General features: G+C 62.0%; 12 protein-coding genes. All 12 read right to left on the bottom strand.

Annotated features, from left to right (window positions below):
* Positions 1–11 precede the first annotated feature (11 nt).
* Complete coding sequence (locus tag AC1DIM_RS14215) at positions 12–893, bottom strand: glycosyltransferase (RefSeq protein ID WP_477711145.1); 882 nt, start codon at positions 891–893, stop codon at positions 12–14.
* On the bottom strand, positions 890–2,164 hold the full coding sequence (locus AC1DIM_RS14210) for a hypothetical protein (RefSeq protein WP_477711144.1): 1,275 nt from the start codon (positions 2,162–2,164) through the stop codon (positions 890–892). The genes AC1DIM_RS14215 and AC1DIM_RS14210 overlap by 4 nt, the downstream gene beginning before the upstream one ends.
* Before the next feature lie 2 nt (positions 2,165–2,166).
* Positions 2,167–2,889: a glycosyltransferase gene (locus AC1DIM_RS14205; protein ID WP_477711143.1), complete on the bottom strand. Its 723-nt coding sequence runs from the start codon at positions 2,887–2,889 to the stop codon at positions 2,167–2,169.
* A 419-nt stretch (positions 2,890–3,308) separates the two neighbouring features.
* Positions 3,309–4,574, bottom strand: coding sequence for a glycosyltransferase family 4 protein (locus AC1DIM_RS14200; protein ID WP_477711142.1), 1,266 nt, complete (start codon positions 4,572–4,574; stop codon positions 3,309–3,311).
* Positions 4,571–6,028 carry an oligosaccharide flippase family protein gene (locus tag AC1DIM_RS14195; RefSeq protein WP_477711141.1) on the bottom strand — a complete coding sequence of 486 codons (1,458 nt, stop codon included), beginning with the start codon at positions 6,026–6,028 and terminating at the stop codon, positions 4,571–4,573. Before AC1DIM_RS14195 ends, AC1DIM_RS14200 begins: the two co-directional genes overlap by 4 nt.
* Positions 6,025–7,158, bottom strand: a complete 1,134-nt coding sequence (locus AC1DIM_RS14190) for a DegT/DnrJ/EryC1/StrS family aminotransferase (protein WP_477711140.1) — start codon at positions 7,156–7,158, stop codon at positions 6,025–6,027. The genes AC1DIM_RS14195 and AC1DIM_RS14190 overlap by 4 nt, the downstream gene beginning before the upstream one ends.
* Positions 7,155–7,814 (bottom strand): acetyltransferase, encoded by a 660-nt coding sequence (locus tag AC1DIM_RS14185; protein WP_477711139.1) that lies wholly within the window; start codon positions 7,812–7,814, stop codon positions 7,155–7,157. The genes AC1DIM_RS14190 and AC1DIM_RS14185 overlap by 4 nt, the downstream gene beginning before the upstream one ends.
* Positions 7,811–8,977 (bottom strand): DegT/DnrJ/EryC1/StrS family aminotransferase, encoded by a 1,167-nt coding sequence (locus tag AC1DIM_RS14180; RefSeq protein ID WP_477711138.1) that lies wholly within the window; start codon positions 8,975–8,977, stop codon positions 7,811–7,813. The genes AC1DIM_RS14185 and AC1DIM_RS14180 overlap by 4 nt, the downstream gene beginning before the upstream one ends.
* Positions 8,974–9,969, bottom strand: coding sequence for an NAD-dependent epimerase/dehydratase family protein (locus AC1DIM_RS14175; RefSeq protein WP_477711137.1), 996 nt, complete (start codon positions 9,967–9,969; stop codon positions 8,974–8,976). The genes AC1DIM_RS14180 and AC1DIM_RS14175 overlap by 4 nt, the downstream gene beginning before the upstream one ends.
* A complete protein-coding gene (locus AC1DIM_RS14170; RefSeq protein WP_477711136.1) occupies positions 9,966–11,090 on the bottom strand; it encodes a Gfo/Idh/MocA family protein in 1,125 nt (374 codons plus the stop codon). The genes AC1DIM_RS14175 and AC1DIM_RS14170 overlap by 4 nt, the downstream gene beginning before the upstream one ends.
* Before the next feature lie 26 nt (positions 11,091–11,116).
* Positions 11,117–12,700, bottom strand: a complete 1,584-nt coding sequence (locus tag AC1DIM_RS14165; protein WP_477711135.1) for a sugar transferase — start codon at positions 12,698–12,700, stop codon at positions 11,117–11,119.
* A gap of 152 nt (positions 12,701–12,852) precedes the next feature.
* On the bottom strand, positions 12,853–15,540 hold the full coding sequence (locus tag AC1DIM_RS14160; RefSeq protein ID WP_477711134.1) for a helix-turn-helix transcriptional regulator: 2,688 nt from the start codon (positions 15,538–15,540) through the stop codon (positions 12,853–12,855).
* Between the last annotated feature and the right edge of the window lie 106 nt (positions 15,541–15,646).

Here is a 15,646-nt window from a genome sequence, read left to right as displayed (position 1 = left end):
TTTGCTCCTTGCTAAGGACGATTCGCGATGGGTCCGGTTCGAGACTTCAAAAACGTCTTTATCTTTTCCAGTCCCTCTTTGCCCATTGTCTGCAGGATGGCGGCTTTCACAATGGCCCTGAAAAATTCCCGAATATTTCGATAGGGACTCTCCCACACTGCTTCTTGCAGAAGATGCAGTTGGCTTGGATCTTCAATGTCTTTCAGGAGCTCATCGAATAGGCAGATATAAGCACTGGACCTCACTCGTATCCCGCGGACGCGGTTGCTGACATTTGTGCTGTGGACTACTTGAAGCCAGGCTGGAGGCCCTTCGATTTCCGTTACGGGCATGACCAGGCCCAACCTGTCATGCCAGTCTGCCCAGCAAGTTACCGGTGACTCCCAGCTTTCCCTTACAGAGCAAAATGCGTTTGAGCGGTCCCGGTTTTTATAGAGCCTGCGGCCCTGACGGATCACGCCATCTATGAAGTAAACCGCGTTCCGTGATGAGTCGGGAGGCAACTCCTGAAGGCGTTCCACAAAGTCGGTTGCCAGGGCGTCATCATTGTCCAGATTGGTGGTAATCAGCATTCTTCGGAAAGGTCCACAAACAGCTTTGATGTCGCTGATCCTTTCACCTTCGCTTACTGAGGACCGATAAATCAGCGTAAATATTTCGGGAACATTCAAGTCGTTCATTCGATTCTTGAGCCAAATTGGGCTTTCGGGGTCAAGATAGATGATCCAGTGAAAATTCCGGTTTGTTTGGGCCCTAACTGAAGGCAGGCAGAACTTCTCGAAGAGCTCTATTCTGTCGCGGAGCCAACCGTCTTTCGCCCGAATCAGACTCTCCGAACCGAGTGAGGGCAAATTAAAACGGGTCAGGATTATATGGTCAATTAGTGAACTCATAGCTTCACCTTGTAGATGTGGTAACTGAATTCATCGGTGAACAAATCTGTGAACGTTCCGCTGGTATTGACAGGAAGGCTGCGATTCTCAAACAGGACCTCCACCGAATCAGCTTTGATTTCAGAGGGTAGGCGGAAAGTTCGTCCGCCAGGTTTCGAGTCCGCTGCCATCATTGAGAAAATGAAGGCATAGCCGGAATGGGACTTCAGCATCGTGTCCAACCCTTGACCGAAGGAATATTCGTAAGACTGTGTATTAAGTACCGAGGCCAGAGTGTGTATCTGCGAGTTGACTTCCTGCATGGCCCCTACCTGCCCGGCGCCGCAGTAACCAAGGGTAACCTGACTCAACCTCAGAACGCTGCCGCCGCCGCACGGGCCTGAAAGGCTTTGATTGAAATATACAATTCCACGGGCCTCGTGGATGAGAGAGTTCATTACGGCACCCTGTAGTTGCTTCGGCGCTATGTTGGCAACGAATGGTCCCTCGCCGGGGCCCCCATTGAGATCTTCAACAAATTGCCATAAAGGCTGCAACTTTCCGTCCGCTGCGTCTTGCAGTCTTAATGCGTCCATTGTTTTCCCGTAACTGGAGGCTGTTCGGCAACTCTCCTTATTCACGGGAACCAGATGCGCGTTGACATAGGGTTCTAGACTGCAGTAGGGAATGGTGTACCAGTACATGTCCACTGATATCGTGTCGGTAAATTCATTGACGAAGCGCTGAGCGTCGGCTGAGTTCATATAGTGGCTGATGACCATCTGAGTGAAGTTGGCGTATTTGAAATATCCTTTAGGCGCAGCTTTTGCCAGGTCCTGAAGGTGTTGCCTTCCTGCTTCCGGTGTAAATCTGCCGTCTACTTCATCATCGAGGAAAGCCCCGACCCAATTCTTGCTGCTGTTGTTGAATGTTTCATTAAGTGCTCCACCGATCCAGTAGACGCCGTTGCGCTCAAAAATTGAATACGGTGTGCTGCTGTCCATTCCCATGTAGGTGTTGATGCCATGTTCTTTGTCGTAGCGCACTTCATCGTCACTGCTGATGCCGTTGTACCAAATGGCTATAGGGAAGAACCCGGGGTCCCCCCAGCCGGCCGCGTTCGCTTTCGTAAAGGATTTCCAGTACTCAGATCCCCCCTCCCATGGGATTCTTTTCAAATTTAGATTCATTTCAGCAGCTGGACCGGTCGGATCAGCAGCCACACTGGCTGTACATGCGGCGCAGCAAAGAGTCATGATCGCCAGCATCGCGATTGTTGCCTTGCTACTCACTCTTAGCATTGCGCACCGGTCTCTCTGATGACGGCCAGAAGCTGTGCCGCGCGTGACTGCCAGGAATGATTGGCAGCGTAGGCCCTTCTTCGTTCCTCAACGTTTAGGTCGGGTTCACGCGCCAAGGTGAGCTGCACTTGCCGAACGAAATGGTCTGTCCCCTTTGCCACTTCCACGAGATCCGTCCGCAACCAGCGGACGGCCGGCAGATCCGTGGCCACTACGGGCAGACCAGCGGCAAGGTAGTCGAGCGTTTTGAGGGGAAAGGAAGCTCTGTTGAAGGCATTGTCGCGGTACGGAGTAAGACCAACCCCGGCCGTGGCAAGATGCGCTTGCGTATCGAATAGCGAAAGCCTGCCGAGCCACGAGACCGTACCATCGGCTAAGAAATGGTCCAGCCGCCGTCGGGTCTCTGGATCACGTTCAGTGCGGGGGCCGATCAGGAGCATGGCGACACCCGCGTCTTTCAGAGCGTCCAACAAGTCCATGTCCAGGCGCTCATTCAGCTGGCCCACCAGTGCCGCGGTGCGGGCCCGTTTTGTTCCCGCGCGCGGCAATGCGGGCATGGCACAGCCGTTGGGTACGACGACTGTAGCGGGCCGGCCTTGCTGTTGCCTCATGTCGAGTTCCTCGGCCAGGGAGGGAGAGACGGCAGCAACAAGGTTGGCCGCCGCAAGGTTGGCCGATAGAGTCTCCTCAACGAGGGCTGGGTCCAGGCCCATCATGGGAGCACCCGCTGGCCAGTCATCGGTTACGTACAAGACTTTTGTCCCCGGAAATCCGCTTGGGAAGCGAGCGATTGGGGATGACACCAAAGTAGCAAAGGGTTGGAGTCGAAGATTCTGCACTGTGGCGTGGACAGCTGCTGACAACAACCTGGTGGTCACCGGTGCCAGCAGCCTTCTCGTAAATCCGGGCAGTGACATGGACCGCAGCCTGATGACTCCTGGCGCGGCCACTGACAGCTCCAGCGGACACCCCAGACGCTCCCTACCGCGCAGGCAATGGTGGAAGGGCAAAGGGGGGTCCACCCAGAGGACGGGCACGGATTCGGCCAAGGCAAGTGCCAACTGGTGGTCTGTTCCCTTGATGTCATCCCATCTACTGCCGGGCATAAACACCAAGGCGTTCTTCGGTGTGGCTTTCATCTGTATACCCCTGACTGGTCATCTCGGATGACCTTAGGTGCCAGACCATTTGGACGTGCGTTGAAGTCATCCACGGCTGCTGAGCCGAAGAAGTGCTGGGCACGTTGGGACACTTGATGGGCAATAAATCGTCCACCTGCGGCGAAATTGTCCTGGAGACGGGAGTTCAAGCGTGCATCGAGCGCCCTGAGGTAGAAGTCTTCTTGGATTTCCGCCGCCCGCGACAAGGAAAAACGCTCGGAGACAACTTCCAAGCCGAAGGCTGCAAGGGCCCGGGTCCTGTCGGGGTCTCTGTAAGTAGCGCAGAGGAGCCCGGCGAGTCTTGCCGGGCCGTTGCGAGCGTCGCCGCCTACACCAAACCACCCTTGTTCTAAAAACAGCGGCAGGGAGTCCGGCGTCAGCAGCTCCCAAAAGCCCTGCTCACCCTGGACAATCAGCGGTTTCGCGAATGACATAGCACGCAGCGCCGAGCCACCCATGCCGAGCACCACGTCGGCTGTGGCATACGCGGGTCGGGGGTCAGACATCTCTCCGAGGAGAATGACGGCCTTTCGGCCGCAGGCAGCATTCACCGCGTCAGCGGCAGACTCCACCTTGCTGCGGGCGGCGCCATCTCCTGCGATGAGCAGCTGTACGGGTATGTCATTGGCAATTTTCCCCACCGCTTCAATGGCTGCGAGGATCCCTTCGAGCTTAAGCTCCATGGCTAGTCGAGTGACAACGACAACGACGAAGGAAGAATCCGCAAGGCCCCAGCGGTGACGGAAGGTTGTGGCGCCGACATCGATGTGCGGGTTGTTTTCATCAAGGTCGACCGGGGGTTCCATTAGCTCGACCCGCAATCTACCGAACTGTTTTTCACGGTACAAAATGTCTGTGGTGCCAACTAATAGCGGCACGTGCTTTGGAATGAACGGTGCAACGGCCATCGACATAACCGTTGAAACTGCAACAGCTGAGGACCGGCGGGCAGCAAGCAGACATTCAAGGGTTGGAGGCCACTCATAACCGTGCAGCACATTCACGTTCCGGTCCGCAACAAGGTGCGTGAGGGCGCGGACGATCGCGGGAGTGGGACGGTGAGAAACCCGGGGGCCCTCGATGAACTCAAGTCCCAACTCGCCAATCCGCTCGTTGAGCGCACCTGGTGTGCCGAAAATGACGATGTCATGGCCACGGCGTTGCAGGGCGGCGGAAATCTCGATGGCGTTAATCTGGCTGCCGCCAATTCCCAGATCGTGCGGGAAAACCAAAATTCTCATGGTGCCACCATCACCGCGACGGGATTTCTCCCAACGGCTTGCAAGAGGCGAAGTGAACTGCGGCGGAGATATAGGAGGCCGAGTGTGGCGGCCCCTGCCGCCAGTCCCGCCGTGGACACAGCCAAGAGGGGATGGAGTTGGGTTGCGGCGACCAACCACGCCAGTCCTCCGGTCGCGAGGCCCACTGACGCCGGCAGCCACATCCCAGCAGTCAAACTGCGGAGGTCCACTCCGGTCTTGTGCAACCGCCAAAGGAAGCACGGCAGGACCACCAGACCAGTCACCAGTGCTTGGGCAGCTGCAAGTCCCGGGAGACCGAACATCATTGCCCCAAGAATAAGCGCAGGTACTTGGACAGCGAGGCTGCCCGCTTGGATGATGAACACGGTGCCGGACTTACCGAGAACAACAAGGAAGTCATAGGCCAGGTCGCACAGTATCTTGGCGAACGCAGCGATAACCAGCCAAGAGAGTACGGCAGCTGACGGCAGCCAAGCGGGTCCGTAGACGAGTTGAATTAAGGGCATGGAAATACCTGCGAGGAAGAGCATGGCTGGCAGCGTTGCGCACAGTAGAACCGAGACGATGACGGCCAAGGTTGCATCCATTCCACGGCGGTCCGACTGGAGGGATGAAAATGCTGCGGGAGCTACCCGGCGTAAGGGCTGTGCGAGGATGCTCATGGGCCAGCTTGATAGGTTGAAAGCCAGGACATAGAGGCCGAGGCCGGTTGTTCCCAGCAGAACGCCCGCGGTGAGCTGGTCGGCGTAACCTACTGCGAAGAAAATGATGCTCGTACCCGCCAAGGGCAGCCCGAACCGAAGCAAGGGCAGTAGGTGGACGCGGTCCAACCCGAACCTGTACGGCAGGGGTGAGACCTTGAGGAACATGATGGCGGCGAGTAGGCTCCCGGCCACCCGGCCGATGGCTAGAGCCATGGCACCGAATCCTGCCATGGCAAGAACAAGAGCCAGGACCGCCCCAACCCACACGTTCGCCTGATCAATGCCCATCCGGGTCTTTTCCCGGAAATGGCGCTGAAGCAGTGCTGCGGGGGAGGCCACGATACCGTTGATGAAGACGCTGATGATCAGCACACGGATGACGTCGGTTGCTTCCTTGTCGCCTACAGCTGCTGTGAAGGCAGGAGCTGCAAAAAATGCGCCGACACAAAACAGGGCGCTCCCCGCAACAGAAATCGTGTTAACAGTTGGCACGATCTTGGCCGGATCTGCCGGCCATCGGACGATGGCAAGTGAGACGCCCAGCTCGTTGAAACTGAGAACCGCCATAAGGGCCACTAGGGCCACGGCGAAAGTCCCGAACGACTCTGGCCCCAGCACGCGGGCGAGCACGATGCCGATACCGAGGGTGCCCAAGCGGGACAAAACGGTATTGAGCACACTCCAACCGAACGCAGATGAGGCTCCAGCAGTAGTTGAGGCCTTCGTCATGATTGCTCCAGGGTGTCCCGCAGCGCACCAACAACCCGTTCCTGCTGCGCCGCCGTGATGTGCGGAAACAGGGGAAGGGACAGGATTCGGCCGGCGGCGCACTCAGTTACGGGGAACGAACCGAAATTCCGGCCCGCATACGCACCACTGAGGTGCACCGGCACCGGATAGTGGACGCCGGCCTGGATTCCTGCGGCCTGAAGGGCGGCGAGCACGGCATCCCGGTCAGGAACCCGAACAACATAAAGGTGCCAGACATCCGCGTTGCCTGGGGCCTCGTGGGGAACCTGAACGCCCGGCACGTCGGCGAGCAGACGGCTGTACCGTTCGGCTGCGGTCCGCCGCTGAAGGTTCCACGTCCGGAGTTTCGCGAGTTTCGCGCGAAGCACCACCGCCTGGACGGCATCCAGGCGGGAGTTAAACCCGACGACGTCGTGCTCGTACTTGCGCAAGCTCCCGTGGGAGCTGAGCGTGCGCACCCGGGCAGCCACGCCGTCATCGTCCGTCACCACCGCACCGGCATCGCCGGCGGCCCCCAGGTTCTTCCCGGGGTAGAAACTGGTTCCGGCCGCCAGCCCCAACGTCCCCGCCGAACGGCCGAACCGGGTGGCACCCTGCGACTGTGCGGCGTCTTCGACGATCACGGCTCCGCAGGCCGMCGCAATAGGGATAAGCCGCTCCACGAAGGCCGTCTGGCCGAACAGATGCACTGGCACAATGGCCCGCGTACGCGCCGTGGCRGCGGCGGCTACGGCTTCAGGGTCAATCAGCAAATATTCAGGATCGACGTCAACGGGTACCGGGACTGCGCCGATTCGGCTCGCCGCCTCCGCTGTCGCGATGAAGGTATTGGCGGGCAGGATGACTTCATCGCCCGCCCCGACACCAGATGCCCGCAGCGCCAGTTCCAGCGCGTCGGTTCCATTGGCCACGCCCACACAGTGGCGGGCGCCCACGAATGCGGCGTATGCCGCCTCGAACTCCGCCACGGCCGGCCCACCGATGAAGGCCGCTTGGCGGAAGACTTCCGTGAGCTCTTCCATGACCTCCGCGTTCACGTCGGCCTGCTGCGCCACCAAGTCCACCAACGGGATGGCAGTTTCCGCCCGGACCGGCATTCCCGGGTTCATTGTCCACTCCCGATGCAGAAAGCTTCCCGGTCGATGGCGTGGGCCGGGACGCCCACCCAGGTCTCGCCGTCGGGGACGTTGCTGAGCACCGCGGCGCCCATCCCCACTGTGGCGTAGGCGCCCACCGACGTCCGTTCCCGGACGCTGGAATTCATCCCCAGGTAAGCCGCGCGGCCAATCCGGACGCCGCCGCCCAGGGACGCTCCGGCGGCGAAGGTCGCGAAGTCCGCCACGTCGTCGTCGTGCGTGAACGTTACCGACGGCATGGCCACCACGTGCGAGCCCAGGGTGACGGAGGCTGTCAGCGTGACGTTGCGCAGCAGGATGCTGCCCCGGCCGATCCGGCACCCCTCCGGATACTGCACGGACGGGTCGATCGCGGTGGCGTACCGGGCCTCGTGCAGCCCCATGACGCTGAGCCTGTCCACCACCATTTCCCGCGCCTTTCCAGAGCCCAGGCAGACCAGGATAAACGCGTGCGTGTACTTGGACGCGTCGTCGATGGTTCCCAGGACGGGCGCCCCGTCGACGGTGACGCCTGCCATCTCCTTGTCGTCATCAAGCAGGCCGACGACGTCGTATTGACCGCTGCTGCGCACCATGGCCAACACTTCACGGGCCAGGCCACTGGCGGCGATCAGAATCAGCTCACTCACGGGCCTACTCCTTTTGCGGCAGCTTGGATCGTGTTGATGATCCGGTTCATGCTGACGGTGTCCAACTCGTGGAATACGGGCAGGATGAGGGTCCGGTCCGTCATTCGCTCGGTGTGCCGCAACCCCGCGTTGCCGTTGTCGCGCCCGCGGTAGGCGGGCTGGCGGTGCGCGGCCATGATGCCGCGCCGCGCCGAAATGCCGGCGTCCGCGAGGCGGGACAACAGGCCATCGCGGCTGGTGGCAAAGGTGGGCAGGACCTCAACCCAGCAGGACTGGAAGTTATTGGTGCCGTAGGGGGGATCAGACACGAACCGCAGGCCCTTGACTCCCGCCAGCCCGGCCACATACGCCGCCGCTATTTCCCGGCGCCGCTCCACTATCCGGGCCAGCCGCCGCAGCTGCACTATCCCGACGGCGGCCTGCAGGTCGGTCATCCGGTAGTTGAAGCCGATCTCGAGATAGACCTCCGGCGGCGCCAGCAATGAACCGTGCCGGTCAGTCGCGGAGACACTCATTGAATGTTCCCGGAGTGTCCGCGCACGCGCGGCCCAGTCAGCCCGCTGCGTGGTGAGCATGCCGCCTTCCCCGGTGGTGAGAACTTTGCGCGGATGGAACGACCAGACGGTCACGTCTGCCCCGGTGCCCACAGGCCGGCCCTTATATTGGGACCCCACGGCGCAGGCGGCATCCTCGATAACCGTAATTTCGTGCCGGCCGCAGAGTTCGCGGATGGGATCCAGGTCAACCGGCACGCCGCCCTGGTCAACCACGATGACGGCGCGTGTGTCCAGCGTCAGGGCCGCGTGGATAGTCTCTGCAGTCACGTTGCCCGTGGCGGGGTCGACGTCGCAGAAAACGGGACGGGCCCCCACGTACGTCACCGCGTTGGCAGTGGCAATGAAGGACAGCGACGGCACCACCACGTCATCCCCCGGACCGATGCCTGCAACCACCAGCGCGAGGTGCAGGGCCGTGGTGCAGCTGGAGGTCGCGACGGCGTGATGGACTCCCTGCGAGGCACTGAAGGCTGCCTCAAATTCTTTGACCTTGGGCCCCTGCGCCACCCAGCCGGAAGCCACCACCTCCGCCAGCGCCTGTGCTTCTTCGTCACCGAGCCACGGCTTCATGACGTTGATCCGGGCAACGTCTGTTTCTGCAGTCATCGGACACCAACGTTCCTGCTCGCGGCAATTTCTTCCCGCAGTGGCTTCCACCAGGCGACGAGTTCGCGGAGTCCTTCTTCGAGTTCCACCTCTGCTTTGAAGCCCAGGTCCTGCCGCGCGGCCGTTGTGTCGGCCAACCGGCGGACCACGCTGTTGACCAGGCGGTCCGGGCCGTGTTCCACTTTCAGGTCCGACCCCATGACCCGCACCAGCGCCTCCGCCATTTCCAGCAGGCTGGTCTCGATTCCGCTTGCGACGTTGTAGACGCCTTGGCTGACACCGCTCGCGGCGGCCAAGACGTTGGCCCGGGCCACGTCCGCGGTGAACACGAAGTCCATGGTCTGCAGGCCATTGCCGAATATCAGCGGCGGTTTGCCGTCCATGATCCTTTCCATCCACCGGACCAGGACCTCGGTGTAGAGCCCATGGACATCCATCCGGGGTCCGTACACGTTGAAATAACGCAACATCACGTAGTCCAGCCCCGTCATGGCGTGGAAGCTCCGGGCCATGCCTTCGTTGAACGACTTGGCGGCGCCATAAAAGGTGTCGTTATTGGCATGGTGGTGGCGTTCAGTGGTGGGAAATTCCTCCGCCATGCCATAGACGGAGGCGCTGGAGGCTGCGATGAGCTTGCCGACCTGGTGCTCTGCGGCGGCTTCGAAGATGTTGAATGTCCCGTCCACCATCACTTCGAGGGCGAGCCGGGGTTCCTCTGCGCACTGCGTGATCCGGATGGCGGCCTGATGGAAGACCAGGTCCTTGCCTTTGGTGAGGTCGTGAACCAGGTCGCGGTTGCCGATGTTTCCGTGGATGAGCTCAATCTGGCCACTTTCCAGCGCCTGGTCGAGGTTGCCAATCCGGCCGCGGACAAGATTGTCCAGCACGTCAATCCGGTTTACCCCGGCGTCCAGGAGGGAATCCACCAGCGTTGAACCGATGGTTCCGGCTCCGCCGGTTACCAGGACATTGGCCCCCCGGAGGTCGCTCACAGGGCACTCCCCAGCTGCGCGCCGGCGCCGGCCAGCTCGTACCCTGCCACGGGCGCGGACTGTCCGTCCATGCTCAGGCTGTGCGTTACGGCTTCCAATACGGACAGGACCCGCAGGCCGGACGCGCCACCCGTACGGGCCTCCCGCTTGTTCCGGATGCAAGAGGCCAACTCCTCCACTACCTGGCCCAGTGCCTCCCGTTCGGGAAGTGCCGGCGACCAGGTGTCGCCCAGCCGGTAGGAGATGGCCGATGCCTTTCTTTCCCCCGCCGATCTGGCCTGCCGGTCCAGGCTGACGCCCCGGTCGTAAACGCTGAGCCGCTGCTGCGGGTTCAGGTCGTCCCACACGAGCGTCCGCAGTGATCCGCCGATCACCATTTGCCGGATCTTGGTTGGACTCAGCCAGTTCACGTTGACGTGGGCAGTGGCGTCGTTGGGGAGTTTGAAATTCAAGTGCCCCACGCAATCGCGTCCCGTACCCAGCGGGTCCGCTCCGAACGCGGAAACTTCGGCAGGGTTCAGGCCGCCGGGAAGAACAAAGTCCAGGATTGCCAGGTCGTGCGGCGCCAGGTCCCAGAACACATCCACATCGGGTTGGACGAGCCCGAGGTTGATCCTGATGGAGTCAACGAACAGGATTTCGCCCAAGGAGCCTTCCTGCACCAGTTCCTGCATCTTGAGAACTGCCGGCGTGTAGCAGTAGGTGTGGTCCGCCATCAGCACCAGGCCGTTCGCCTCGGCCTCAGCCACCATCTCCAGACCATGGGCCCGGCTGTCCGCCAGCGGCTTTTCCACCAGCACGTGCTTGCCGGCGCGCAGCGCCGTCATGACCGTCCCGTAATGGGTGCGGGCGGGCGTCGCGATCGCCACGGCGTCCACGTCGAGGGTATCCAGGAGCTCGTCGAGGGATTCGACGACGGGAATGTCACCCAGGGACGCGGCCAGCTTTGCTGCCCGCTCGATGTCCAGATCACAGATCGCCACCAGATCCCAGTCGGGGCTGGCTTGCAGGTTGCGGGCGAGATTCGGCCCCCAGTATCCGGCTCCTACAACGGCGATCTTCAGTTTCGGCGTCGGCTGCCGATGGGTGGGGACGTGGAACGGATTGGAGAATGTTCTCATGTCACTTCCTTTCCAGTTGGAGGTTGTTAGTAAGCGCCGGAGGGCTTGATGACTGCGCGGAAAGTCCGCCACAGGATGAGCAGGTCCCCGGCGATGGACCAGTTCTCGACGTAATAGAGGTCCAGCCGCACGGCTTCTTCCCAGGCAAGGTCTGAGCGGCCGTTGATCTGCCAGAGGCCGGTGATGCCCGGCTTAATGAGCAGCCGCCGGCGCGTGTGGCGTTCATAGCCGCTGACTTCGCGGCCCAGCGGCGGGCGCGGTCCCACCATGCTCATGTTGCCGAGAACAACATTCCAGAGCTGGGGGAGCTCATCGAGCGAGTACTTGCGCATCCAGCGGCCGCAGCGCGTTACCCGGGGGTCATCACGCAGCTTGAACAGCAGGCCGGCGCCTTCATTGTGTTGGTCCAATGCCGCCAGGCGGGCCTCGGCGTCCACCACCATTGACCGGAACTTGAACATCCCGAACGGGTGGCCGTCTTTGCCCACCCGGTCCTGGCGAAAAAGTACCGGCCCGGGGCTGTCCAGCCGGACGATGATGGCCAGCACCAGAAGCAGGGGCGACAGCGCCAGGAGGGCACCGAGCGCCATCGCCACATCCGCTACCCGCTTAAGTTCATGCTTTGCCCCCGAGTACTGCGGAATGTCCACGTGCATCAGGGGCAGTCCTTCCACCGGCCGCCAATGGATGCGGGGGCCCGCAACGTTTGTCAGCGTGGCCGCCAGGACCATTTCCGCCGCGCATTCCTCCAGCTTCCAGCCGAGCTCCCGGATAAACCTGTTACCCCCTGGCAGGGGTCCCGCCACGATGACGGCGTCCGCATCAGCCAGGCGCGCTGTCCGGGCGATGTCATCCGTGGACGAAAGGATGGGGATTTGATGACCGTCCACGTCCAGCTTCCCCCCGCGCCGTGCCCCGGGAAGGCAGACTCCCAAAATCTCGTACACCGGACCTGATTTCTTGGCCACCTGCTGCACCACGTACCGAACATCCTCCGGTTCGCCGACGACGACGGCCCTTGAGAGGTGCCGGCCGCGGACCTTTTCCTTGGTCAACCGGCGTCGGAACGCCCAACGGTTCCCGGTCAGGGCCATCAGCCCTAGCGGCAGCGAGACCGTCATGAAGGCGGTCCCGCCGTCGACGGAAAAGACAACCGCGGCGATAGCCATCAGTCCGAAGATCCGCAGCGTCGCCGAGGCAACCCGCTTGTACTCGTCAGCCCCGACGCCGAGGACTTTTGAATCCCGCGTCCGGTAGATTTCCAGCGCCACGAGCCAGAGCAGCATCACGGTGGCGGCGGTGAGGAGACCGCCCCTGGTGGTTTCAATCCCCGGAATAAATCCCGCATCGGACAGGAGGTCACCGACCCAGACGGCACCGGCCACCATGAGCGCATCCGCGGCCCGGAGAAGGTTGATGTGCGTGGAGATCCATGCGGCCCCCGCTTTGCGGCCGGGCGTTACCGGGACGGCGCTTGGCGGCAGCAGAAACCGGGTTCCTGCGGCTTCTGCTGCCGCCAACCGCGCTGTTGCATTCCGCTGTGCAGCAACGGAGGCAACGGGCCAGTCAAAACCTGCTCGCCGGGTCCGGGCGACTGGAATTTCCACCATGATGACCCCTTCCCGGGTGTGCGTAGTTTGCTCTGGCCGTGTTGCAAAACTAGCCCCGAACTGGCGGTTATTCGCGGGAAAAGCCAGTGCTATGTGGGTGGGAGAAGGGAACCCTGCGGGAACTGCGGGTACCTGCATTGGGGCAGCGGGGCCTAGACAACAGGCAAGACGTACGGTTCCCGGGAGGCGGCTTCTTTGGCAGCGGCCAGGGCCGTCAGTTGCGCCCGTGATTCCACTCCGAGCTTGCGGTAGATGGCCGTAAGGCGCACCTCCACGGTCCGGATGGAGACGAACAGTGTGGCAGCGATTTCCTTGTTGCGCATACCGCGGGCCACCATCTGCGCCAGGGCGCGTTCATGGTCGGCCAGCATCAGTAGGGCCGGGTTGCGTGGCGCACGCGCCGGCTCCGGCCGTTCGTCAAGAAGGAGGGAATCAACGTGCTGCGTCCAGGCGTCGGCGCCGGCTTCGTCAAACATCACCTTTGCACGCAACAGGCCGTCCTTGGCATCCCGCAGACGGCCCAAGGCGCCCAGCCGCTCCGCGTAGCACAGCAAAGTCCGGGCACGTTCCAGCAGCGAATCGTGGCCATTCCTGCTCTCCAGCGCCTGGTTGAACAATTGAAGCGACTGCTCGCCGTCGGCCAGCATCGCGCGGCTGCGGGCCACAACCATCAGAAGCCAGGGGGACCTCAGCCCGACGGCGCGGCTCTCAAGCCGGTAGAGGGCCTGTGTGGCTTCGCGATGCCGCCCCAGCCGGACCAGGACCTCCACGAGGTCCGCTTCGCAGCGGAGCAGCGTGGGATTGGTGAACCTCATGCCGATCTCCGCGGCGCGGGACAGCTGGGCGCAGGACTCTGCCAGGTTGCCGCGCATCAGTGCGAAATGACCTTGGCAGGCGGCCAACTGGGCCGTGATGGCAGGGTGGCTGTCTGCACCGGAGAAATGGTAGGCATCAGCAACATAGTGCTGTGCCAGTGCCTCATCGCCGAGCGAATGCGCCCGCCAGACCCGAAAGATGTGCCGCATCCCGCGATGGTATTTGGTCTCCGGCTCGGTGAGTTCAAGGTCCTCGATCAGCCGGATGGCCATTCGGACGTTTCCCGCCCGGATCTCGTTGTCCACGGCGAGGTATGCAGCCGTCTCGCGCCAGTTGATGTTGCTGGCCCCAACGGAACTCCGCACCATCGCGAAGGATTCCCGGGCAAGTTCGTGGTGCTCCGCATAAGTCAGGGCGCGGCCCTGCACCAAAAGGCTGGCAACTGTGCCGCCGGCGTCGTGTTTGCGGCCGTGATGCTCCGTGTTCCCCCTGATTGCCTCGATCAGGAGTTTGGCACGGTCGGCCACCGCGAGGCAGTCCGTGGAGGCGGCGTCCCGGAACCCGTCGGCGTGGTGGAGCAGGCTGACAGCGTCGTCCAGCTCCCACCGCTCGGCGTAATGGAGCGAGCTGACGGACAACAGCGTGGCCGCGTAAGCGGGGTCGTGCTGGCCGAACTCCTTTACCAGGCGCAATACCATGCTCGATCGCACAGCGGCACCCTGAATGAACTGGATTCCGAAGGCCAGCCCCGTCAACCGAAGAATCAGGGCCGGGTTGCGCGTCACCCGCCGCGCCCAGTCCAGGTATCGCTTGGCGTAGACGAATTCCCCCCTGTTGAACAGCAGCTCGGCCACAGTCGTGAGCCGCGCCGCCGTCTCGGCTTCCCAGGGATTGATCGTCAGCGCGCGCTCAATATACTCCACGGCGAAGGGCACTTCACCGTCACGGATCAGGTCAACTGCGAACCGGAGGAGGCCAAAAGGAGTTTGGCGCTCCAGCGCGCTGAAGCTCAGATGCCACCTGCGGGCGTACTGGTCGCGCTCCCCGGCCGATTCGGCCAGGGCGCGGTGCGCTGCGGTCCGGACCGACGGCGTCATGGCAGCGAAAACATATCCTCGCAGGAGCTGGTCCTGAATGCGCAGGTGCGGACCGGACCGGCTCACCATGCCGTTCGCCAGGAGCTCATCCATGCCTGTCAACAGCTCGCCGTGCACCTTTTCCAGGGTGGAAATGTCGCTCCGGCAGGACAGTGACATCAGGTCAAGGGCCTGCCGGGCCGCCGGCGTGAGAGCGCCCACCGTCGCGGCGAACTCTGATTCAAAGCTTCCTTTGCAGGGCAGGGGAATGGGAAGTGCATACTTCCCTTCGGCGTGGCGTTCCAGCAGGCACGTGTAGAGCTCGACGGCGGCAAGCGGGTTTCCCTGGGTTGCAGCGGCAACGGCGTGGACCGCCGTCGTCGCAGTCTGCCGCGCAGGAATCGACTCCAGCATCCGGACAGTGTCGTTGTAGTTCAGGGCCTTGAGGTGCAGGGCAGGGAGGCTGCCGAACGGGTTGTCCGGCGCCTCATCCCGGACACTGGCGAAGAGCGCTATGTCCGTTCCGGCCAGGCGGCGGGCGAGGAACCCGATGACAGCCTGGCTGCTGGGGTCCAGCTGGTCGGCATCGTCGATGACCACGATGGTTCGTGAGGAGGAGCGCTGATGGAGCCCATTGAGAAGGATCGTGGCTACGTTAGCGACGTCCATGGTGCCAGCCGAATCCCGCATCAGTTCGTCGGCGAACCGGCCAAGAACCGGATCGTCGATTCCGTTCAGCAGTGCAGTGAGGCCTGAGAGGGGCCAGTCGGACTCGGATGCGCTTGCCCGCAGGAAGACGGTCCGGTGTTCAGAAAGCCGCGGAATCTCGGACAACAGCGCCGACTTACCCGTTCCCCGCCGTCCGACAACCGTGAGTGCTGATTCCTTCGGACCCCGGATCACCGCGAGGATCCGGTCCAACTCCTTGGTTCGGCCAATTAACGACATGAAGTCCCCATTCATTGAAGAAGGAGACCTGCAGCTGCTCTGCACTTCAGTTACGACAAAGCCCGTCCAGCCAGCTGTTTGACTGTGCGGGCGAAACTTCACGGTA

The sequence above is a fragment of the Pseudarthrobacter sp. 01T43 genome, assembly GCF_056398665.1.
The sequence above is the reverse complement of the archived record's forward strand: the minus strand, read 5'-3'. Positions and strand labels throughout refer to the sequence as shown.

Bases quoted from the DNA above. Each gene is read 5' to 3' on its own strand.
- AC1DIM_RS14170 (WP_477711136.1), bottom strand. From the start codon at position 11,090: ATGAGAACATTCTCCAATCCGTTCCACGTCCCCACCCATCGGCAGCCG.
- AC1DIM_RS14200 (WP_477711142.1), bottom strand. From the start codon at position 4,574: ATGAGAATTTTGGTTTTCCCGCACGATCTGGGAATTGGCGGCAGCCAG.
- AC1DIM_RS14215 (WP_477711145.1), bottom strand. From the start codon at position 893: ATGAGTTCACTAATTGACCATATAATCCTGACCCGTTTTAATTTGCCC.
- AC1DIM_RS14165 (WP_477711135.1), bottom strand. From the start codon at position 12,700: ATGGTGGAAATTCCAGTCGCCCGGACCCGGCGAGCAGGTTTTGACTGG.
- AC1DIM_RS14180 (WP_477711138.1), bottom strand. From the start codon at position 8,977: ATGACTGCAGAAACAGACGTTGCCCGGATCAACGTCATGAAGCCGTGG.
- AC1DIM_RS14205 (WP_477711143.1), bottom strand. From the start codon at position 2,889: ATGATGGGCCTGGACCCAGCCCTCGTTGAGGAGACTCTATCGGCCAAC.
- AC1DIM_RS14195 (WP_477711141.1), bottom strand. From the start codon at position 6,028: ATGACGAAGGCCTCAACTACTGCTGGAGCCTCATCTGCGTTCGGTTGG.
- AC1DIM_RS14160 (WP_477711134.1), bottom strand. From the start codon at position 15,540: ATGTCGTTAATTGGCCGAACCAAGGAGTTGGACCGGATCCTCGCGGTG.